This is a genomic window from Edwardsiella sp. A.80236 (genome assembly GCF_044540725.1).
GTDB lineage: Bacteria > Pseudomonadota > Gammaproteobacteria > Enterobacterales > Enterobacteriaceae > Edwardsiella > Edwardsiella tarda.
This window is the reverse complement of sequence record NZ_JBIUCY010000016.1, coordinates 25329-42060: the sequence shown is the minus strand read 5'-3', so window position 1 is coordinate 42060 and position 16732 is coordinate 25329. Positions and strand designations below refer to the sequence as shown.

General features: G+C 60.0%; 17 protein-coding genes. 6 read left to right on the top strand and 11 right to left on the bottom strand.

Going from position 1 to position 16732, the window contains the following annotated elements:
• Positions 1-211 precede the first annotated feature (211 nt).
• Positions 212-1150: a TonB family protein gene (locus tag ACEQFP_RS13505; protein WP_370558285.1), complete on the top strand. Its 939-nt coding sequence runs from the start codon at positions 212-214 to the stop codon at positions 1148-1150.
• A 47-nt stretch (positions 1151-1197) separates the two neighbouring features.
• Here ACEQFP_RS13505 and yciA read toward each other — a convergent pair whose 3' ends face one another.
• Positions 1198-1626 (bottom strand): acyl-CoA thioester hydrolase YciA, encoded by a 429-nt coding sequence (gene yciA, locus ACEQFP_RS13500; protein ID WP_005285216.1) that lies wholly within the window; start codon positions 1624-1626, stop codon positions 1198-1200.
• 74 nt (positions 1627-1700) lie between these two features.
• Positions 1701-2240 carry a septation protein A gene (locus ACEQFP_RS13495; protein ID WP_005285218.1) on the bottom strand — a complete coding sequence of 180 codons (540 nt, stop codon included), beginning with the start codon at positions 2238-2240 and terminating at the stop codon, positions 1701-1703.
• 245 nt (positions 2241-2485) lie between these two features.
• On the opposite strand from ACEQFP_RS13495, the gene ACEQFP_RS13490 reads away from it, so the two are divergent.
• Together ACEQFP_RS13490 and ACEQFP_RS13485 are read left to right on the top strand one after the other, a co-directional pair.
• Complete coding sequence (locus ACEQFP_RS13490) at positions 2486-4246, top strand: SulP family inorganic anion transporter (RefSeq protein ID WP_370546794.1); 1761 nt, start codon at positions 2486-2488, stop codon at positions 4244-4246.
• A 361-nt stretch (positions 4247-4607) separates the two neighbouring features.
• On the top strand, positions 4608-5381 hold the full coding sequence (locus tag ACEQFP_RS13485; protein ID WP_068871369.1) for a hypothetical protein: 774 nt from the start codon (positions 4608-4610) through the stop codon (positions 5379-5381).
• Between the two features lie 66 nt (positions 5382-5447).
• Here the strand turns inward: ACEQFP_RS13485 and ACEQFP_RS13480 are convergent, their stop codons facing one another.
• Together ACEQFP_RS13480 and ACEQFP_RS13475 are read right to left on the bottom strand one after the other, a co-directional pair.
• Positions 5448-6197, bottom strand: a complete 750-nt coding sequence (locus tag ACEQFP_RS13480) for a YciC family protein (RefSeq protein ID WP_005285232.1) — start codon at positions 6195-6197, stop codon at positions 5448-5450.
• Between the two features lie 106 nt (positions 6198-6303).
• Positions 6304-6708, bottom strand: coding sequence for a YkgJ family cysteine cluster protein (locus ACEQFP_RS13475; protein ID WP_005285236.1), 405 nt, complete (start codon positions 6706-6708; stop codon positions 6304-6306).
• Positions 6709-6990: 282 nt separating this feature from the next.
• Between ACEQFP_RS13475 and ompW the strand changes: the two genes are divergently transcribed.
• Entirely contained in the window at positions 6991-7629 is a 639-nt protein-coding gene (gene ompW / locus ACEQFP_RS13470; protein WP_005293331.1) for an outer membrane protein OmpW, read from the top strand.
• Between the two features lie 90 nt (positions 7630-7719).
• On the opposite strand, the gene ACEQFP_RS13465 is transcribed toward ompW, so the two are convergent.
• The 7 genes from ACEQFP_RS13465 to ACEQFP_RS13435 form a co-directional block, all read right to left on the bottom strand.
• Positions 7720-8034: a BON domain-containing protein gene (locus ACEQFP_RS13465; RefSeq protein WP_005293334.1), complete on the bottom strand. Its 315-nt coding sequence runs from the start codon at positions 8032-8034 to the stop codon at positions 7720-7722.
• Between the two features lie 139 nt (positions 8035-8173).
• The gene (trpA, locus tag ACEQFP_RS13460) at positions 8174-8980 is read right to left on the bottom strand and encodes a tryptophan synthase subunit alpha (protein ID WP_005285244.1); all 807 of its coding nucleotides are present in this window, start codon (positions 8978-8980) and stop codon (positions 8174-8176) included.
• A complete protein-coding gene (trpB, locus tag ACEQFP_RS13455) occupies positions 8977-10170 on the bottom strand; it encodes a tryptophan synthase subunit beta (protein ID WP_005293338.1) in 1194 nt (397 codons plus the stop codon). The genes trpA and trpB overlap by 4 nt, the downstream gene beginning before the upstream one ends.
• Before the next feature lie 44 nt (positions 10171-10214).
• On the bottom strand, positions 10215-11591 hold the full coding sequence (gene trpCF / locus ACEQFP_RS13450; protein ID WP_370546793.1) for a bifunctional indole-3-glycerol-phosphate synthase TrpC/phosphoribosylanthranilate isomerase TrpF: 1377 nt from the start codon (positions 11589-11591) through the stop codon (positions 10215-10217).
• A gap of 20 nt (positions 11592-11611) precedes the next feature.
• The gene (trpD, locus tag ACEQFP_RS13445) at positions 11612-12628 is read right to left on the bottom strand and encodes an anthranilate phosphoribosyltransferase (RefSeq protein WP_005285255.1); all 1017 of its coding nucleotides are present in this window, start codon (positions 12626-12628) and stop codon (positions 11612-11614) included.
• A complete protein-coding gene (locus ACEQFP_RS13440) occupies positions 12619-13251 on the bottom strand; it encodes a gamma-glutamyl-gamma-aminobutyrate hydrolase family protein (protein ID WP_005293342.1) in 633 nt (210 codons plus the stop codon). Before ACEQFP_RS13440 ends, trpD begins: the two co-directional genes overlap by 10 nt.
• 2 nt (positions 13252-13253) lie before the next feature.
• Positions 13254-14825: an anthranilate synthase component 1 gene (locus ACEQFP_RS13435; RefSeq protein WP_370546792.1), complete on the bottom strand. Its 1572-nt coding sequence runs from the start codon at positions 14823-14825 to the stop codon at positions 13254-13256.
• Positions 14826-15171: 346 nt separating this feature from the next.
• Here ACEQFP_RS13435 and ACEQFP_RS13430 point away from each other — a divergent pair, with 346 nt between their 5' ends.
• A complete protein-coding gene (locus tag ACEQFP_RS13430; RefSeq protein ID WP_005293345.1) occupies positions 15172-16083 on the top strand; it encodes a PHP domain-containing protein in 912 nt (303 codons plus the stop codon).
• Positions 16080-16700 carry an L-threonylcarbamoyladenylate synthase gene (locus tag ACEQFP_RS13425; RefSeq protein WP_005285265.1) on the top strand — a complete coding sequence of 207 codons (621 nt, stop codon included), beginning with the start codon at positions 16080-16082 and terminating at the stop codon, positions 16698-16700. Before ACEQFP_RS13430 ends, ACEQFP_RS13425 begins: the two co-directional genes overlap by 4 nt.
• Positions 16701-16732 lie beyond the last annotated feature (32 nt).

Below are 16732 nucleotides of genomic sequence, written 5' to 3'. Positions count from 1 at the left end.
ATGAGGTCCGGCTAATGGCGGGGCCTGTAAGGCATACGTTAAGATATCGTTGCGGATGGTGCAATATTCCCGCCTCGTTCGGCGCGGATAATCCGTACCGTCGCACAGTTTTTCATTCGTCGCGCGCTCGCAGTTGAATATGATTGTCATTTGCATTTAAACTGGCGCCAATACACCCTGTTCATTTACCCATTGAGTTATCCACATTTTGTTGGCTGATAAATCTATCTTGCAGCATTTTTTCCTGGCACGTCGCCTTTCATGGCCGATGGCGTTGTCGTTGTCGCTGCACGCCTCGTTGATCGCCGCGCTGCTCTATGCCTCTTATCATGAGGTTCGCCCGCAGCCGGTGAGCCAGCCTGGACCGATCAATGCGATCATGGTCAATCCCGCCATGTTTGCGATGGCGGGGGCCGCCGCATCGGCGCGCCCTGGCGCGTCCTCCTCGACATCTGGTGAGCCGACAGCGGCGACGCTCCCCGCACCACAGGCGCAACAGAAGACGATGCCGCCAGAGCAGGACGCTCGTCCGGAGAAGACGCCAGTGAACGCGTCACCTGCGCCGACACGCACGGTGTCCCCTGCGCCGACGCGGCCGGAGAGCGTGCCGCGTGCCGCGCCAGCGCTGGAAAAACCCAAACCGCAGCGGCAAGAGCGAGCGCACCGCAGCGCGCCGCCGTCGGCCGTCGCGCCCGCCAAGGCATCCCCTCATGAGACGCCGCCGAACACGCCGCGTCCGGCGGTGAGTGCGCCCCAGTCGGCGGCCTTGACTTCCGCGCCACCATCGTCGCGGGCGGGGGCAATGACGTCGGCCGATCAGGTGCCTCAATCCGGCGCCAGCGGGGGAGGCACGCCGGGCGCCACGGCGAATAATCATGCCGCCGCGCCGCAGGCGATCAGCCGCCGGGAGCCGGAGTACCCGGCGCGCGCATTGGCGCTACACGTCGAGGGGCGGGTTAATGTCAGCTTCGATGTCGACGGCGAGGGGCGAGTCGATAATGTGCGCATCGTGAGCGCCGATCCGGCAGGGGTGTTTGAGCGCGAGGTGAAACGCGCCGTACGCCGCTGGCGCTACCAGGCGGGGCGTCCAGGGCACGATGTGAGGGTAACGGTCTATTTCCGTATCGATGGGCGCAGCACGATAGAGTAATGGCAAAGGGCCGGCGGAGAGGCCGGCCCGGGGGAGAGCGGTTGGGGTTATTCCGTCATCCCTTGACGGAAGTTAGCCTTACCGGCCGGCAAGGCCCGTGACTTGTTGGCATCGTTGACCGCAACATAGGTAAATACCGCTTCGGTGACACATTCACGCTGGCCGATGGGCTCAGAGGCAACCTTCTTCACCCAGACCTCAATATTGACGGTAATCGAGCTACGCCCGGTACGGATGCAGCGTGCGTAACAGCAGACCACATCGCCCACCGCTACCGGTTTTAGGAAGGTGATGGCGTTGACCGCCACCGTAACGACACGCCCTTCGGCGATCTCTTTGGCCAGGATTGCGCCGCCAATATCCATTTGTGACATGATCCAACCGCCGAAGATGTCCCCGTTAGCGTTGGTGTCGGCTGGCATGGCCAAGGTACGCAGAACAAGCTCACCTGCCGGTAAACGAAGTTTTTCGCTCATAGTTGTTGTCAGTCTTTAATCAATGCCCAAACTCACGCCGACCCACTTGGCCGGCGCCCACTCATTTTATCTGTTTAATTCTTTTGCTCTTCCGCCATATTTCGGTAGATGTAAATACCACTTAACAGGGTAAACAGCAGGGTCAGGATCGTCAGGCCAAAGACTTTAAAGTCGACCCAGACGCTCTGAGGTAACCAGAAGGCGACATAGATATTCGCCAGGCCACAGGCCAGGAAGAATAGCGCCCAGGCCGTATTCAATCGCGACCAGACACCATCAGGCAGTTGCAACTCTTTCCCCAGCATGCGCTGGATCAACGGCTTCTTCAGCACCAGCTGGCTGACCAGCAGCGCCAGAGCAAAGAGGGTATAAATCACGGTAACCTTCCATTTGATAAACAGATCGTTATGGAAGACCAGTGTCAAGGTACCGAAGATGGCGACCATGATAAAGGTGATCAGGGTCATCTTCTCTACCCGGCGATATTTCAGCCAGGTCAATACCAATGCCGCGGCGGTCGCCGCGATCAACGCGCCAGAGGCGACATAAATGTCATACAGCTTGTAACAGACGAAAAATACCACCAAGGGTAAAAAATCTAACAGTTGCTTCATTCGGCAATCCATCCTTTCATCGACCGGGCGACTATACCTGATTCGGCGCGGAGACGGTATCTTTGTCGACGCCGGAACGCTCGCCCATATGTGTTGATTATCTCCGATCCTGCATTATGCCGTCGTATTGGCCATCGCTTTATTTTTTTGCAAAAGATTACATCCCGTGTCGCAAGGGGAGTGACTTGACCAATGTCGCCCGACTTACCATGATGAGAGGGAGCACCTCGTAGGATAAATGGCTTATGCAATGGAATTTTTTGCGCCGCTGGATGCCAGGGCTGTATCTGTTAATGCACTATCGCCGCGAATGGTTGGGCGACGATCTGCGCGCCGGGCTGTCGGTGGCAGCAGTGGCGTTACCGGTTGCGTTGGCCTATGCCGATCTGGTGGGCGTGAGCGCGGTGGTGGGGATCTATGCCTGCATTTTGCCGATGATCGCCTATGCGCTGTTTGGCTCGTCGCGTCAGGTGATCGTCGGGCCGGACACCGCCACCTGCGCGGTGATCGCCGCGGTGGTGACCCCGTTAGCGGCCGGCGATCCGCAGCGTCAGTGGCAACTGTGTGTCATGATGAGCCTGATGACCGGCATATGGTGCCTGGTGGCCAGTCGCTTTCGGCTGGGGGCCTTGGCCGACTTGCTCTCGCGCCCCATTTTAACCGGCTTGCTCAATGGCTTGGCGGTGACCATCATCGTCGATCAGCTGGCCAAGATGATGGGCTATCAACCCGCCTCGCGCGAGGTGATCGAACGTATCCTATCGTTGCCTCATGACGTACTCGGTAGTCATTGGCCGACCCTGTTGCTGTCGTTATCCGTGCTGGCGGCGTTGCTGGCTCTGCGTCGCTGGCGTCCTGGTTGGCCGGCGGCGTTGCTGGTGATGATGCTGGCGATGTGTGCGATGTGGCTGTTCGACTTACGGCGCTACGGCATCCAGACTATCGCCGGTTTCGATGGCGCCTTGCCGTTGGTACAGTGGCCCAGTTTCCAGCCTGCGCTGCTGCGTGATCTGGTGATGCCCTCCCTTAACCTGGCGTTGATCAGCTTTGTTAGCTTGATGCTGACGGCGCGTAGCTTCGCCAGCAAGAATGGTTATGACGTCAACGCCGATGATGAGTTTCGCGCCTTGGGGATGGCGAACATCGCCTCGGCTCTGTCTCAGGGATTCGCCATTAGCGGCGCGAGCTCACGCACCGCCGTCAACGATGCTAACGGCGGTAAGAGTCAGCTGGTCTCCATCATCGCGGCGTTGACCATCGCCGCGGTGTTGTTCACGTTGGGCCACCTGTTGCATTACATTCCGGTGGCGGCGTTGGGCGTGGTGTTGATCTACGCCTCATGGCTGTTGTTGGACATTCGCTCGCTGGCCGGGCTGCGTAAGCGTAACCCCTCAGCTTTTCGTCTGGCACTGTTTACCTTCGCTAGCGTGCTGCTGGTGGGGGTCATGCCGGGGATCGGCTTGGCGGTGCTGTTGGGCCTCTTGCAATTTTTCCGTACCGTCTTTCGTCCCAGCGAACAGCTCTTGGGGGTGAACGACGAGGGGATGATCCATTCTCTCGGTAATGGCAATGCGGTACGGGCGGTGGAGGGGGTGCTGATCTACCGTTTCAACTCGCCGTTGACCTACTTCAACATCGCCTATTTCAAGCGTCGTATTCTCAATCTGGTGGATGGTATGCCCTTCCAGGCGCGCTGGGTGGTGATCGACGCGGTATCTTGCTTTACCTATCCCGATGTCAGCGTGTTGGCGGGTATCGATGAGCTAAAGCGCGATCTGCGGCAGCGTAAGGTGCATCTGGTGTTGGCCGGGCGCAAGACCGATCTCAAACGCTGGTTTGGTCGTAATCGCGCCGCGGGGGAGGAGAAGGGGTTGTTGTTTGTCGCCGATCTCTACCTAGCGCTGAAGTTGATCCAGAGTAGTCAGTGTGCGCATGAAGAGTCTGCGGGCTCAGCCGCTAGCGATATGCCGTCTTCTGTTAGGTCCACGCTTAGCGTCTCTGGCTAGCATGATCAGTTGTGCGTTCTCGCACAAAAAATAGTTGCATGTTAGTTGGGATTATCTCGACTGTTCGTGGCACTTCCAACTTTTCATTTTAGGGCTTGTTGGGCCGGATAAAAGAGCGTAGAGAAGTGGTATCGCTTGAGGGAGGGGATCATATGATACAGCGAATCGGCCAGCTACTATTAGCACTTGATAGGCTTATGCTTTGGGATAATCCGAAAGAGATAGAGCACTCTACGCAGAGTAAAATTAGGACGGACGCAAATGGAGGCGCTGTCTTAAATATGAACAACCCACAGGTTTGTAAGGCAATGATTGCACGTATGAAGGAGTTGGCCGCTAAAGATTAATTAAAGGATATGCGATGAGCTCGCTGATTATCATGGTCGTAATGGCCTGTGGTTTTTGGTATACGGATAATCACTATCCTTCTCGCCTACGTTATGCCCGGACTCATGGCTGGAGTTCTTATTTTTATATCGCTATGCAAGGCTGTAAGTTTGTGGCACAAGGTGCCGTCATTACTTTACTCCTGTACCCCTTTGTTATCCTTATTATCCTGCTATTCACCCCATTTCATTATGCCTCATGGCTTCATCAAGTCAGGATACTCAACGTCTGGTTATGGGAACATGACATATTCTCTTATCCTATATTTTGTGTTAGCACATTAATGTTGGCTGTCGTCTTTACTTATGTTGCTGGTGATGTGGCGCGTAATATGCTGAAAAACGAGAGATTTCGTGAAGAGGCATATCGAGAGGTTGCTGCGTTAGATGATGTCGAGTCGTTACTGGTACAGGCGATAGATAGAGAGATGCTGATATTTATTACGTTAAAATCACGTAAATTTTACGTCGGATATGTCACGGCACCACGTATTGAGCATGGTCAAGATCGTCATTTGGCGCTAATTCCCTATATCAGCGGGTATCGCGATAAAGAGACGCTTCGCTATTATGAGCAATATCGATATTATGCGTTATATTTAGCGAAAGGGATTACGGCTAATTCAGCGTGGTTAAATCTACAACACTTTCGCCATGTGATTCCAATGAATCAAATTGAGGCTATTTCACTTTTCGACATATGTAGCTACCGCTGGTTGAATGAGCATGTTACGACCTATTCTATCTAAAATAGGTCACTTCAAGGCAAGAATAAACATTATAATTCCCCCGCTCAGCAAGCGGGGGAAGCATGATCAGGCCGGGGTACGCAGCAGCATATACAAGCGAGAGAGGTAGAGGATCAACCCGACGGAGATCAGGTTGCTCAGCGTCCCCATGATCACCATCCCCAGGCTGGGGTGCAGCGCGGCGAGGGTATCGACCAAGAGCAGCAGGACCAGCTTCATCAGCATCCAGAGCAGGATGGCGGGGCTGATCAGGCGTACATTGGCGAAGGAGAGGCGGAAACTGCTACGGATCGCCTTGATGACACCACACTGCTCCGCGGTCATGATCATCGGCGATAGCGCCAGGCCGACGGCCAGGATGATCCCTGGCAGAATAAACAGCGTAATACCCAGTTGCACCATCAAGGTACACAGCAGCATCAGCAGCAGCAGGCGCGGCAGCATCGGTGCGGAGAGACCGATGGCGCGTAAGGCGCTGAGACGGGCGCCATTCGATGCCTGCGCGATCAACACCAACATCCCCCCCAGTAACAAGACATTCCCGATGAGGACGGAGAAGCTCGCGGCGGCTGACACCTTCAGCAGCGTCATCTGCTGTTCGGGGGTCATCTGGCGGATCATATCCTGTAATCCTCGCGCCGCGCTGACATTGTCATCGCTCGCCAATTGGGTCAGCGCTTGGCTACTCGGGCTAAAGGTTTGGTTTAACGCCACGCTGATAAACGCCGTCAATAAGGCTAACAGGATGATGGGGGCCATCTGGTGGCGGAAAAAGTTAATGCTGTCACGGTAAAGGCTCCGGGCCGTGATGGGCATGCATAGCTCCTTGGCATGTCGCCGGGCGGTACAGGTGCCGCCCGTGGTGAAAAGTAAGATGCGCGATTGTACCCCGTTAATTGCACCTGTGGCACCCTGCAATTTTTCAGGTGGTGATTTCTTCCGCGTTCTGACGGTATGCCGTCATGTGGGGAGATAGGGGCGGCAGGCCGTAAGCCGCGCGCGCCCGATCACAGGCCGGATTCGGCTGGCCGTTCTCTCCGGACGGCATAAAGTCTCGGCAAGGCGTCGGTCGTTGCGCATAGGCGCGGCAACTGACCGCCTGGCCGACCTCGCCACACAGGTAGATGCAGCGCGGCCGTTTGCTGTTGGTGCCGCGCATGCAGCGCATCAATGATGAGATTCGCTCCGTATCGTCGGCGGCGAGTTGGCCACCGCCGTCGTCGGCTTCGGCCCAATAGAAGGAGACGCGAAAATAGGCGCAACAGGCACCGCAACGAACACAGGGATTGGTTTGAATGGTGAGTGGAGTCAGCGTTGAATGAGCCATGATGATGTTTTACCTAGATTAATCACCGCTATCTGCCATTACGCTAATCCCAGCCTTCCTCCGACGTCAAGATGACACGGCGAGAAATTTTTTATCTTTTTTGGGGATGGATGGTGAATTTTGATGTGCATCAAAATGCTTTGATGTAGTTAATTAGACGTATATCCAAAAATATCATTTTGTTTCTTTTCTATATAAAAGATGTGATCCGAGCCAGATCAAAAATCACTCGATGTGGTTATATTGCAGGCGCACACAATAACCATATAAAGGAAAGGGATGATGAAAAAGTTTAGCGTTGCGCTCTGTCTTGCCGCGGTATTGGCGCCGGTGGTGGCTTCGGCTCATCAGGCGGGCGACTTTATTTTCCGCGCCGGCACCGCTACCGTGCGTCCGACCACCAGCTCCGATAATGTATTGGGGTTGGGGGAGTTCAAGGTGGATAACAATACGCAGTTGGGGCTGACCTTCGGCTACATGGCGACGGATAATATCGGCATCGAGCTGCTAGCCGCCACGCCATTCCGCCACAAGGTGTCGTTGGGTGAGCTGGGGAATATCGCCACCGTGCATCAACTGCCGCCGACCCTGATGGCACAGTGGTATTTTGGCCGTGCCGAAGACAAGCTGCGCCCCTACTTGGGGGTCGGGGTCAACTACACCACCTTCTTCGATAACAGCTTCGATCAAAATGCCAAGAACCTGGGATTGCACGATCTCCAGGCGACCAGTTCGTGGGGCGTCGCCGGTCAGGCGGGATTGGACTATATGGTCAGTGAGAACTGGATGATTAACGCCTCGGTGTGGTACATCAATATCGACACCAAGGTGAAGTTCCGCGATAGCGCGGGCGATCAGAGCAGCATCAAGACGGAGATCAATCCGTGGGTGTTCATGTTCGGCGCCGGTTATCGCTTCTAAACAGGTCGACTCGGCAGGTAGGCGGCGGATCCCCCCGTCGCCTGGCGTTCCCCGCCGCGTCGTGGCGGCGGGAGAGACCTTAGAGTCAGCTTAGCGGATACGCATGTCATTCTCGACTGAACGCACCCCTTTGACCCCTTGGGTGATCTGCACGGCCCGCTGAGCATCGGCGCGGGAAGAGACAAAACCACTCAGTTGCACCCGTCCCTTATAGGTTTCGACGCCGATCTCCGTAGACTTAATGTTCTTGGCGTTGAGTAACGCACTCTTCACCTTGGTGGTGATCACGGTGTCATCGATATAGTTGCCAGTACTTTCCTGGGTGGAAGAGCCGGCGCAGCCAGCCAGTGGCCCGGCTAACATGGCGGCCAGCCCGAGCGCATAGAGATGCTTCGACCATTTCATACTGTTCTCCTTAGACGGTAGCAGGAAAGGTGCGCCGTGCGGCACGGCGTCCCGATACATCATTAATAATATCAATGGGTCGTCAGAGGGCAAGGTGAAATCGGTGACCAGGTTACCTGGTCACCGGGGATCGAGCGGGTTAAGGCCGCGCGGCGGCACGCATCGTTTGGACGAAGTCATGCAACTGGCGCAGCATCTGATCGGGATCGTCGAGGTGCTCGGCGATCAGGTTGACGACGGCCGAACCGGAGATGGCGCCTGCCGCCCCCTCATCCAGGGCGGCGCGCACCTGTTCGGGGACACGGATGCCGAAGCCCTGCAACGCCGGGGCCCCGCCCAGCTCGCGTAAACGCTGGGTGAGATGGCGTAGTGGAGGCAGGTCGGCGTTGACGGCGCCGGTGACTCCGGCGCGCGACAGCAGGTAGATATACCCCTGGCTATGGTTCGCCAGGCGTTGCAGTAGTGCCTCGTCGGCATTGGGCGGGCAGATATAGATCGGGGCGACCCCGTGGCGGAGTGCCGCCGCATGGAAGGGGGCGGACTCCTCCAGCGGCACGTCGGCGATCAGAACCGAGTCGACTCCGGCTTCGGCGCAGCGGCGGTAGAAGGTGTCGATACCCGGGTTGACCACCAGGTTGGCATACATCAGTAGCCCGATGGGTAACTGCGGATACTTCGCGCGGAGGGTATGCAGCAGTGCGAAGCAGCGTTCGGGCGTGACACCGGCCTGTAGGGCGCGCAGGGTGGCATTCTGGATCACGGGGCCGTCGGCTAACGGATCGGAGAAGGGGATCCCCAACTCCAAGGCATCGGCACCGGCCTGTACCAGCGTATCGATGATGCGTAGCGAGAGTTCAGGCGTCGGATCGCCTAAGGTGACGAAGGGAACGAAGGCGCCTGCCTGGTGTTGGCGTAAGTGTGAAAACAGAGTCTGATAACGCGTCATTGCATCTCTCCCCGAGCTTGCAGAATGTCGTGAACGGTAAAAATATCCTTGTCGCCGCGCCCAGAGAGGTTCACCACGAGGAGCTGCTCTTTATCCGGCTGTTGGCGGATCAGCTTCAAGGCGTGAGCCAGGGCGTGAGCCGACTCCAGTGCCGGGATGATCCCCTCCTGGCGTGAGAGCTGCATGAAGGCCTGCAACGCCTCCTCGTCGCTGGCCGAGACATAGTCGGCGCGGCCGATGCTGTTCAGGTGGGCGTGTTGTGGCCCGACGGAGGGGAAGTCCAATCCGGCGGAGAGGGAGTAGGACTCCTCGATCTGCCCATCGGCGGTCTGCATCATCGGTGAGCGCATGCCGAAGTAGATGCCCACTCGGCCATGCTTGAGCGGTGCGCCATGTTGGCCGGTCTCGATTCCCAGCCCGGCCGGCTCGACCCCGATCAGGGCGACGTCGCTGTCGTCGATAAAGTCGGCGAACATGCCGATGGCGTTGGAGCCGCCGCCGACGCAGGCCAACACCGCATCGGGCAGACGTCCTTCGGACTGGAGGATCTGGCGGCGCGTCTCGGCACCGATCATGCGTTGAAACTCACGCACGATAGTCGGGTAGGGATGTGGCCCGGCGGCGGTGCCCAGCAGATAGTGGGCCTGGTCATAGTGAGCGGACCAATCGCGCAGCGCCTCGTTACAGGCATCTTTCAGGGTGGCCGAGCCGCTGTGTACCGGGATCACCTCGGCGCCCATCAGTCGCATGCGGAACACGTTGGGAGATTGACGGGCGACATCTTTGGCCCCCATATAGACGCGGCATTTCAGCCCCAATAGGGCGCAGGCGAGCGCCGTCGCCACGCCATGCTGGCCGGCGCCGGTCTCGGCGATGATCTCGCGTTTGCCCATCCGCTTCGCCAAGAGCGCCTGGCCGAGAACCTGGTTGGTCTTGTGGGCGCCGCCATGTAACAAATCCTCTCGCTTCAGATACAGCCGGGTGCGGGTACCGGCGGTCAGATTACGGCACAGGGTCAGGGCGGTGGGACGTCCGGCATAGTTGTGCAGCAGATCGTGAAACTGAGCCTGAAAGTCGGGATCGTCGCGCGCCTCGAGGAAGGCGGCCTCCAACTGATTCAGCGCCGGGATCAGGATCTGGGGCACGAACTGGCCGCCAAATTCGCCGAAGTAGGGGTTCAGTAAGCTCATAACATTCTCATCCTGTCAGTAAGGGCAAAAAGGGGCGATGGCGTTCAGGGACGCAGCGCCAGAAACGTGGCCTGGAGTTTGGCGTGATCCTTAACACCAGGGAGGGATTCGAGCGCCGAGTTAAAGTCGAGGCCACCGGCGCCGAGCGCCGCCGCCTGTCGGCAGTTGTCGGCACCGATCCCGCCGGCCAACATCACGTTCTCCAACGCTTGGCCGGCCAGCAGTCGCCAGTCAAAGGGACGTCCGCCGCCGGGGCGCGCCGCATCGAACAGGTAGCGATCGACGTGGTGTAGGTTGCGTTCCGGCAGGGTGTCGCCCACCGCCAACGCCTTCCAGATCTGGCAATGCGCGGGTAGCAGGGGGCGTAGGCGGTCGATATAGGCCTGATCCTCGGCGCCATGGAGCTGCACGGCGTGCAGACCTAGGCGCTCGGCGGCCAGGGCGACGCTGGTCGGTTGGGCGTCGCGAAAGACGCCGACGTAGCGCAGCGGCGCGCCCTGCATGACGCGTTGTGCCGTGGCGATATCGATGTAGCGTGGCGAGCGGGCGACGAAGATCAGTCCGCCATAGATCGCCCCGGCCTGATAGGCGGCGGCGGCATCCTGTGGCCGGGTCAGGCCGCAGACTTTGTTGTCGCCGAAGCGTAGCCGACAGACGGCGCTACGCAGATCCGCCTGAGCCATCAGCGCGCTGCCGATCAGGAAACCCTGGACGTGGCGCCCCAGATCGCGTAACTGGGCGTGATGGTGGATGCCGGACTCGGCGATCAGGGTGACAGAGGCCGGCGCCAGCGCCGCCAGATGGTGAGTGCGCGCGGTATCGACGCTCAAATCATGCAGGTTGCGGTTGTTGATACCGATGACGCGAGCCCCCAGCGCCAACGCGCGCGCCATCTCCTGCTCGTTGCTGACCTCGGTCAATACGCCCATCGCCAAGCTGTCGGCGAGCGCGGCCAGGCGGCGATAGCTGTCGTCATCCAGCACCGAGAGCATCAACAGGATGGCATCGGCCCGGTAGTGCCGCGCCAGGTAGATCTGATAGGGATCGAGGATAAAGTCCTTGCAGAGTACCGGTTGCGTGACAACGTCACTTACTGCGCGCAGGTAGGTGAAGTCGCCCTGAAAGTCCTCGCTATCGGTCAGCACCGAGATCGCCGCCGCGTGGTCGCGGTATACCCGGGCGATGGCCTGGGGATCGAAGTCGGCGCGGATCACCCCGCGTGAGGGGGAGGCCTTCTTACACTCTAGGATTAAGGCGCATTCTGTGGCGCTGAGCGCGTGGTAAAAATCACGCTCGGCGCGTTGCAGTGTCGCGTGAAACGTCGCCAGCGGCTGCTGGCGTTGGCGCTCGGCGATCCAGCGTCGCTTACCCGCCACGATACGGCGCAGTAGACTGGGGGATGAGGAGAGGGGCGCGGTCATGGTCGGTTCCTTGCGTAGTGTTAGCCGCGTGCGGCCAGGGCGGTGACATAGTGATAGGCGCGTCCACTGCGTAGCGTCTCCAGCGCCAGACGGGCGTTCTCCGCCAGATCGCGTCGACCGAATAGGCGCAGCAGTAGGGCGACGTTGGCGGCGACGGCGCTTTGATGGGCGCGCTCGCCGTTCCCCTGTAGCAGACGGGTCAGTAGGGTACGATTCTCCTCCGGCGCGCCGCCGCGTAACGCGCTCAGCGGGTAGGCGGGTAATGCGAAGTCCTCGGCGCTCAGTTGGTAATGGCGGAGGGTGCCGTCACATAGCTCGGCGACCTGGGTTGGCGCGTGCAGGGCAACCTCGTCCAGCCCGCCGCCGTGCACCACCGCCGCATGCCGGTAGCCTAGCTCGCGCAAACTCTCGGCCAGCGGTAAGACCAGCTCGGGGCTGTAGACGCCGATCAATGCGCGAGTCGGCCGGGCGGGGTTTACCAGCGGGCCGAGCAGATTGAAGATGGTGCGCGTCTTCAATTGTTGGCGTACCGGCATGGCGTGACGAAAGCCGCTGTGATAGTGCGGCGCGAACAGGAAGCAGAGCCCCAGTTCATCCAATGCCTGGCGTGCCGCCTCGGCGCTCATATCCAGGCGGATCCCCAGCGCCTGCAACACGTCGGACGATCCGCTTTGGCTGGAGACGCTCCGATTGCCGTGCTTGGCGATGCGTACGCCGCAGGCCGCGGCGACAAAGGCGCTGGCGGTGGAGATGTTGATGCTATTGCTGCCGTCGCCACCGGTGCCGACGATGTCGGCGAACTCATAGGAGGGACGGGGAAAGGGGTGTGCGTGCTCCAGCAGCGCCGTGGCGGCGCCCGCGATCTCTTCGGGGTGTTCGCCGCGCACTTTGAGGCTGATCAGGACCGCCGCCAGTTGGCTCGGTTCGAGCTGGCCGCGCATGATGGCGGTAAACAACTGTTGGCTCTCGGCGCGGCTGAGCACCTGGGCCTGGTACAGTTTCTCCACGATCTGTTGTTGCTGGGGGGTCAACGGCATGAGGCGGCCTCCATGGCGAGTGGGGTGACGGTTGGCGTAACGTAGGGGGCTTGCGCCCAGGCGAGGCTCTGCTCCAGCAGTTGTGCGCCGTGCGGAGTCAGCAGCGATTCGGGATGGAACTGAAAGCCACATACCCGATGGCGATCGTGGCGTACCGCCATCACCATCTCCCCGGCTCGGGCGTTGACACACAGCGCGGCGGGGATCTGGCTCCCCACCAGCGAGTGATAACGCGCCACGGTTAAGGGGGTAGGCAATCCGGCGAACATCGCCTGGCCATCGTGTTCAATGGCGCAGGTGCGGCCATGTAGGATCTCGCTCGCCGGGCTGACCTGACCGCCGTAGTGTTGGACGATGGCCTGGTGGCCGAGGCAGATGCCGATGATCGGGAGGCGACCGCACTGGGCACGCAATAGAGCGGGCATGCAACCCGCCTCGGCGGGTGCGCCGGGACCGGGAGAGAGCATCAGGATCGGGCGGGTAAGCTCCGCCAGGTGATGTTGCAGGGTCGCCAGGCTGACGCTATTGCGGTAGATCACCACCCGGTGACCGGCGCTCCGCAGTTGATCGACCAGGTTATAGGTGAAAGAGTCGACATTATCGAGCAACAGAATATCGGCCATCATCATGCTCCTTGTGCGTATTGGTCGGCGCCATGCGCCTGGAGGATGGCGTTGAGTACCGCCTTGGCCTTATTGCGCGTCTCCTCGGCCTCGGCCTGGGGCTGCGAGTCGAGTACCACACCGGCGCCAGCCTGTACGCTGGCGATGCCCTCTTCGACGTAGGCCGCGCGAATGACGATGCAGGTATCCAGATCACCGTGCGCCGTCATGTAACCGACGGCACCGCCGTAGCTACCGCGCCGCCGCGCTTCGCAGGCGGCGATCAGTTGCATGGCGCGGACCTTAGGCGCGCCACTCAGGGTGCCCATATTCATGCAGGCCTGATAGGCGTGTAGGGCATCGAGATCGGCGCGCAGGGTGCCGACGACTCGCGAAACCAGGTGCATCACCACGGAGTAACGGTCGACCTGGGTCAGCTCGGCGACATAGCGCGAGCCGGGTTCACAGATGCGTGCCAGATCGTTGCGCGCCAGATCGACCAGCATCAGATGCTCCGCCAGCTCCTTGGGATCGGTGCGCATCTCCAGTTCGAGGCGGCCATCGAGATCGGTATCGAGGCGGCCATCGGCATGGCGCCCGCGCGGTCGGGTCCCGGCGATGGGATAGATTTCGATCTGTCGACTGTCGGCGTCGTACTTCAGCGCGCTCTCCGGCGACGCGCCAAATAGCGTGAAATCGCGATCCTGCATGAAGAACATGTACGGGCTGGGGTTACTCCGCTTCAACTGGCGGTAGGCCGCCAGCGGCGCGGGACAGGGCAGAGAGAAGCGGCGCGAGGGGACGACCTGGAAGATCTCGCCGGCGCGGATGGCTTGTTGGAGTGTGCGCACCATGTCCGCGAAGGCGGCATCATCCCGATCGACACTGACCGTCGGGGCCACGCCGATCGGCGCCGGACGGGGGGGCGGCAGGTGTGTCAGCCTGCTCTGCAGCGTGGCTAGACGCTGGCTTAGCCGCCGCCGCTCGGCGGGGTCGGCGCTGAACAGACTGGCTTGTAAGCGGGCGCTGCCCTGGCGATGGTCGAGGATCAACAGACTCTCCGCCAGGTAGAAGCAGAAATCGGGGCAGCGCGGTCCCGCCGTGAGGGAGGGCAGCGCCTCGAAACCAGCGACCAGATCGTAGGCGAACAGGCCGCCGAGTAGCAGGGCTTCACGTTCGTCGGGCGGGGTCGGCAGCGCCGCGAGCAGTGCACGCAGGGCATCGAACACCGAGGGCGTGCGTAGCCGGCTCTCCTCGTCCACCTCGGTGCTGGGCGTCGGGAAGGTCAAGAGGCAACCTTGGGGTTGCCGCTGGCAAAGGAGGTCAGCGGGAAGCGTACGGTACAGGTGGGTCAACAGGGCGCAGCCGTTAGCGCTGAGGGCCTCTAGCGTCACCTGACGTCCTCGCGCGGTGATGCGTAAGGCGCTGTCGATGATCAACAGGCTTCTCAGATGGCGCTTGCTGGCGATCTCGGCGGATTCCAGTAATAGGGTGGCCGGGCGTTGGCCACACAACTGTTCAAAGGGCAGCGTCGGATCGGCGGTGTAGGCGGCGCGGCGCTGTAATACGGTAACGATGGGGTGACTCGAATGCATAACGGCGAATCCCTGGTGGTGATGGCGCTATGGGCATAAAAAAGCCCGCTTGATGCGGGCGGTGTTGGCATGGCAGAGAGACTCTGCCTATCAACCTACCGCCCAGGGGGGATTCGCGCGCCAGCCGCCGCAGAGGAGAGGAAAGTGTGCATCAAGCGTCATGGTCGACTCCAATCAGGTCATTAGTGAACTTGCGTACTAGTAAACTAGTTTAATGGTCTCGTGTCAACGGGATGGTGTATTTTTTCGTCATCTGTGGCGCCGGGCGTGCCTCCCGCCGGGATTGGGTTAGTGCCATGGGGATTAACCCGCTATGATAGGGAGAGAAGTCAGAGAGTGGAGAGTCATGGTGTTAGCGCATGCCCCGGAGTCGCCTCCGGTTTTGTTTGACCTACATAGCCATACCCAGGCGTCGGATGGGCTACTGAGCCCCGAGGCGCTAGTGGCGCGCGCCGTGATGCGCGGCGTGAGCACGCTGGCTATCACCGATCACGATACGGTGGCGGGGATTGCGCCTGCCCGGCAGGCGATCGCCGCCCAGAAGTTGCCGTTGACGTTGGTTGCTGGCGTGGAGATCTCCACCTTATGGGAACACCATGAGATCCATGTCGTCGGCCTCCAGGTGGACACGCGTAACCCGCAGTTGGTCGAGTTTTTGGCGTTGCAGTCGCAGCGGCGCGATGAGCGGGCCGCCGAGATGGGGCGGCGTCTGGCGCGCGCGCGGATTGAAGGTGCGCTCGAGGGGGCGCGGCGTCTGGCGCAGGGCGCACAGTTAACCCGCGGCCACTTCGCCCGTTATCTGGTGGAGCGCGGCTATGCGACTCGCTGTAGCGACGTGTTTAAACATTTCCTGGCGCGCGGTAAGACCGGCTATGTCCCGCCGTTGTGGGGGGACATGGCGGAGGCGGTAGCGGCGATCCATGCCGCAGGGGGTGTGGCGGTGCTGGCGCATCCCGGGCGTTATCGTCTCAGTGCTAAGTGGCTGAAGCGGCTATTGACCGCCTTCTGCGCCGCCGGCGGGGATGCGTTGGAGGTGGCACAGTGCCAACAGCCGCCGCATGAGCGCCATCAGTTGGCGTTGCTGGCACGCCAGTTCTCCCTGCTGGCCTCGCAAGGCTCGGACTTCCATCAACCTACCCCCTATCTCGATTTGGGGCGTGCACTTTCCTTACCCGACGGGGCGATCCCCGTCTGGACGCATTGGGCTTTGGCGCCACTGGCTCCCCAACCCGGCGCGAGCTTACTGGAGGCGTTATGAGTCAATTATTTTATATCCACCCGGAGAATCCGCAGCCGCGGCTGATCAAACAGGTGGTCGACATCCTGCGTAAGGGCGGCGTGATCGTCTATCCGACGGACTCTGGCTACGCCTTGGGCTGTATGCTGGAAGAGAAAAACGCCATGGAGCGCATCTGCCGTATCCGGCGTATCGACAGTAATCATAACTTCACCTTGGTGTGTCGCGATCTCTCCGAGCTGTCGAGCTATGCCTTCGTCGACAATGCCGCGTTCCGCCTGTTGAAGAATAATACCCCGGGCGGCTACACCTTTATTCTTAAGGCGAGTAAAGAGGTGCCGCGTCGACTGATGAGTGAGAAGCGTAAGACCATCGGCTTGCGGGTGCCGTCGAATCCGATCGCGCAAGATCTGTTGGCTGAACTGGGGGAGCCGTTGATGTCGACGACCCTGATGTTGCCGGACAGTGAGTTCGCCGAGTCGGACCCCGAGGAGATCCAAGAGCGGCTGGGTAAATTGGTCGATCTGGTGATCCACGGCGGCTACCTGGGGCAGCAACCGACGACGGTGATCGATATGACGGACGATAATCCCCAGGTGGTGCGGGTCGGTTCCGGCGATCCCACCCCCTTTGAGTGAGGCCGCGGAGCATACCGTAGGCTTTGTTAACC

Bases quoted from the DNA above. Each gene is read 5' to 3' on its own strand.
- trpCF (WP_370546793.1), bottom strand. From the start codon at position 11,591: ATGACCGCGCCCCTCTCCTCATCCCCCAGTCTACTGCGCCGTATCGTG.
- ACEQFP_RS13485 (WP_068871369.1), top strand. From the start codon at position 4,608: ATGAGCTCGCTGATTATCATGGTCGTAATGGCCTGTGGTTTTTGGTAT.
- ACEQFP_RS13480 (WP_005285232.1), bottom strand. From the start codon at position 6,197: ATGCCCATCACGGCCCGGAGCCTTTACCGTGACAGCATTAACTTTTTC.
- trpD (WP_005285255.1), bottom strand. From the start codon at position 12,628: ATGCCGTTGACCCCCCAGCAACAACAGATCGTGGAGAAACTGTACCAG.
- ACEQFP_RS13430 (WP_005293345.1), top strand. From the start codon at position 15,172: ATGGTGTTAGCGCATGCCCCGGAGTCGCCTCCGGTTTTGTTTGACCTA.
- ompW (WP_005293331.1), top strand. From the start codon at position 6,991: ATGAAAAAGTTTAGCGTTGCGCTCTGTCTTGCCGCGGTATTGGCGCCG.
- ACEQFP_RS13440 (WP_005293342.1), bottom strand. From the start codon at position 13,251: ATGGCCGATATTCTGTTGCTCGATAATGTCGACTCTTTCACCTATAAC.
- ACEQFP_RS13425 (WP_005285265.1), top strand. From the start codon at position 16,080: ATGAGTCAATTATTTTATATCCACCCGGAGAATCCGCAGCCGCGGCTG.
- ACEQFP_RS13475 (WP_005285236.1), bottom strand. From the start codon at position 6,708: ATGGCTCATTCAACGCTGACTCCACTCACCATTCAAACCAATCCCTGT.
- ACEQFP_RS13490 (WP_370546794.1), top strand. From the start codon at position 2,486: ATGCAATGGAATTTTTTGCGCCGCTGGATGCCAGGGCTGTATCTGTTA.
- trpA (WP_005285244.1), bottom strand. From the start codon at position 8,980: ATGACGCGTTATCAGACTCTGTTTTCACACTTACGCCAACACCAGGCA.
- ACEQFP_RS13495 (WP_005285218.1), bottom strand. From the start codon at position 2,240: ATGAAGCAACTGTTAGATTTTTTACCCTTGGTGGTATTTTTCGTCTGT.
- yciA (WP_005285216.1), bottom strand. From the start codon at position 1,626: ATGAGCGAAAAACTTCGTTTACCGGCAGGTGAGCTTGTTCTGCGTACC.
- trpB (WP_005293338.1), bottom strand. From the start codon at position 10,170: ATGAGCTTACTGAACCCCTACTTCGGCGAATTTGGCGGCCAGTTCGTG.
- ACEQFP_RS13465 (WP_005293334.1), bottom strand. From the start codon at position 8,034: ATGAAATGGTCGAAGCATCTCTATGCGCTCGGGCTGGCCGCCATGTTA.
- ACEQFP_RS13435 (WP_370546792.1), bottom strand. From the start codon at position 14,825: ATGCATTCGAGTCACCCCATCGTTACCGTATTACAGCGCCGCGCCGCC.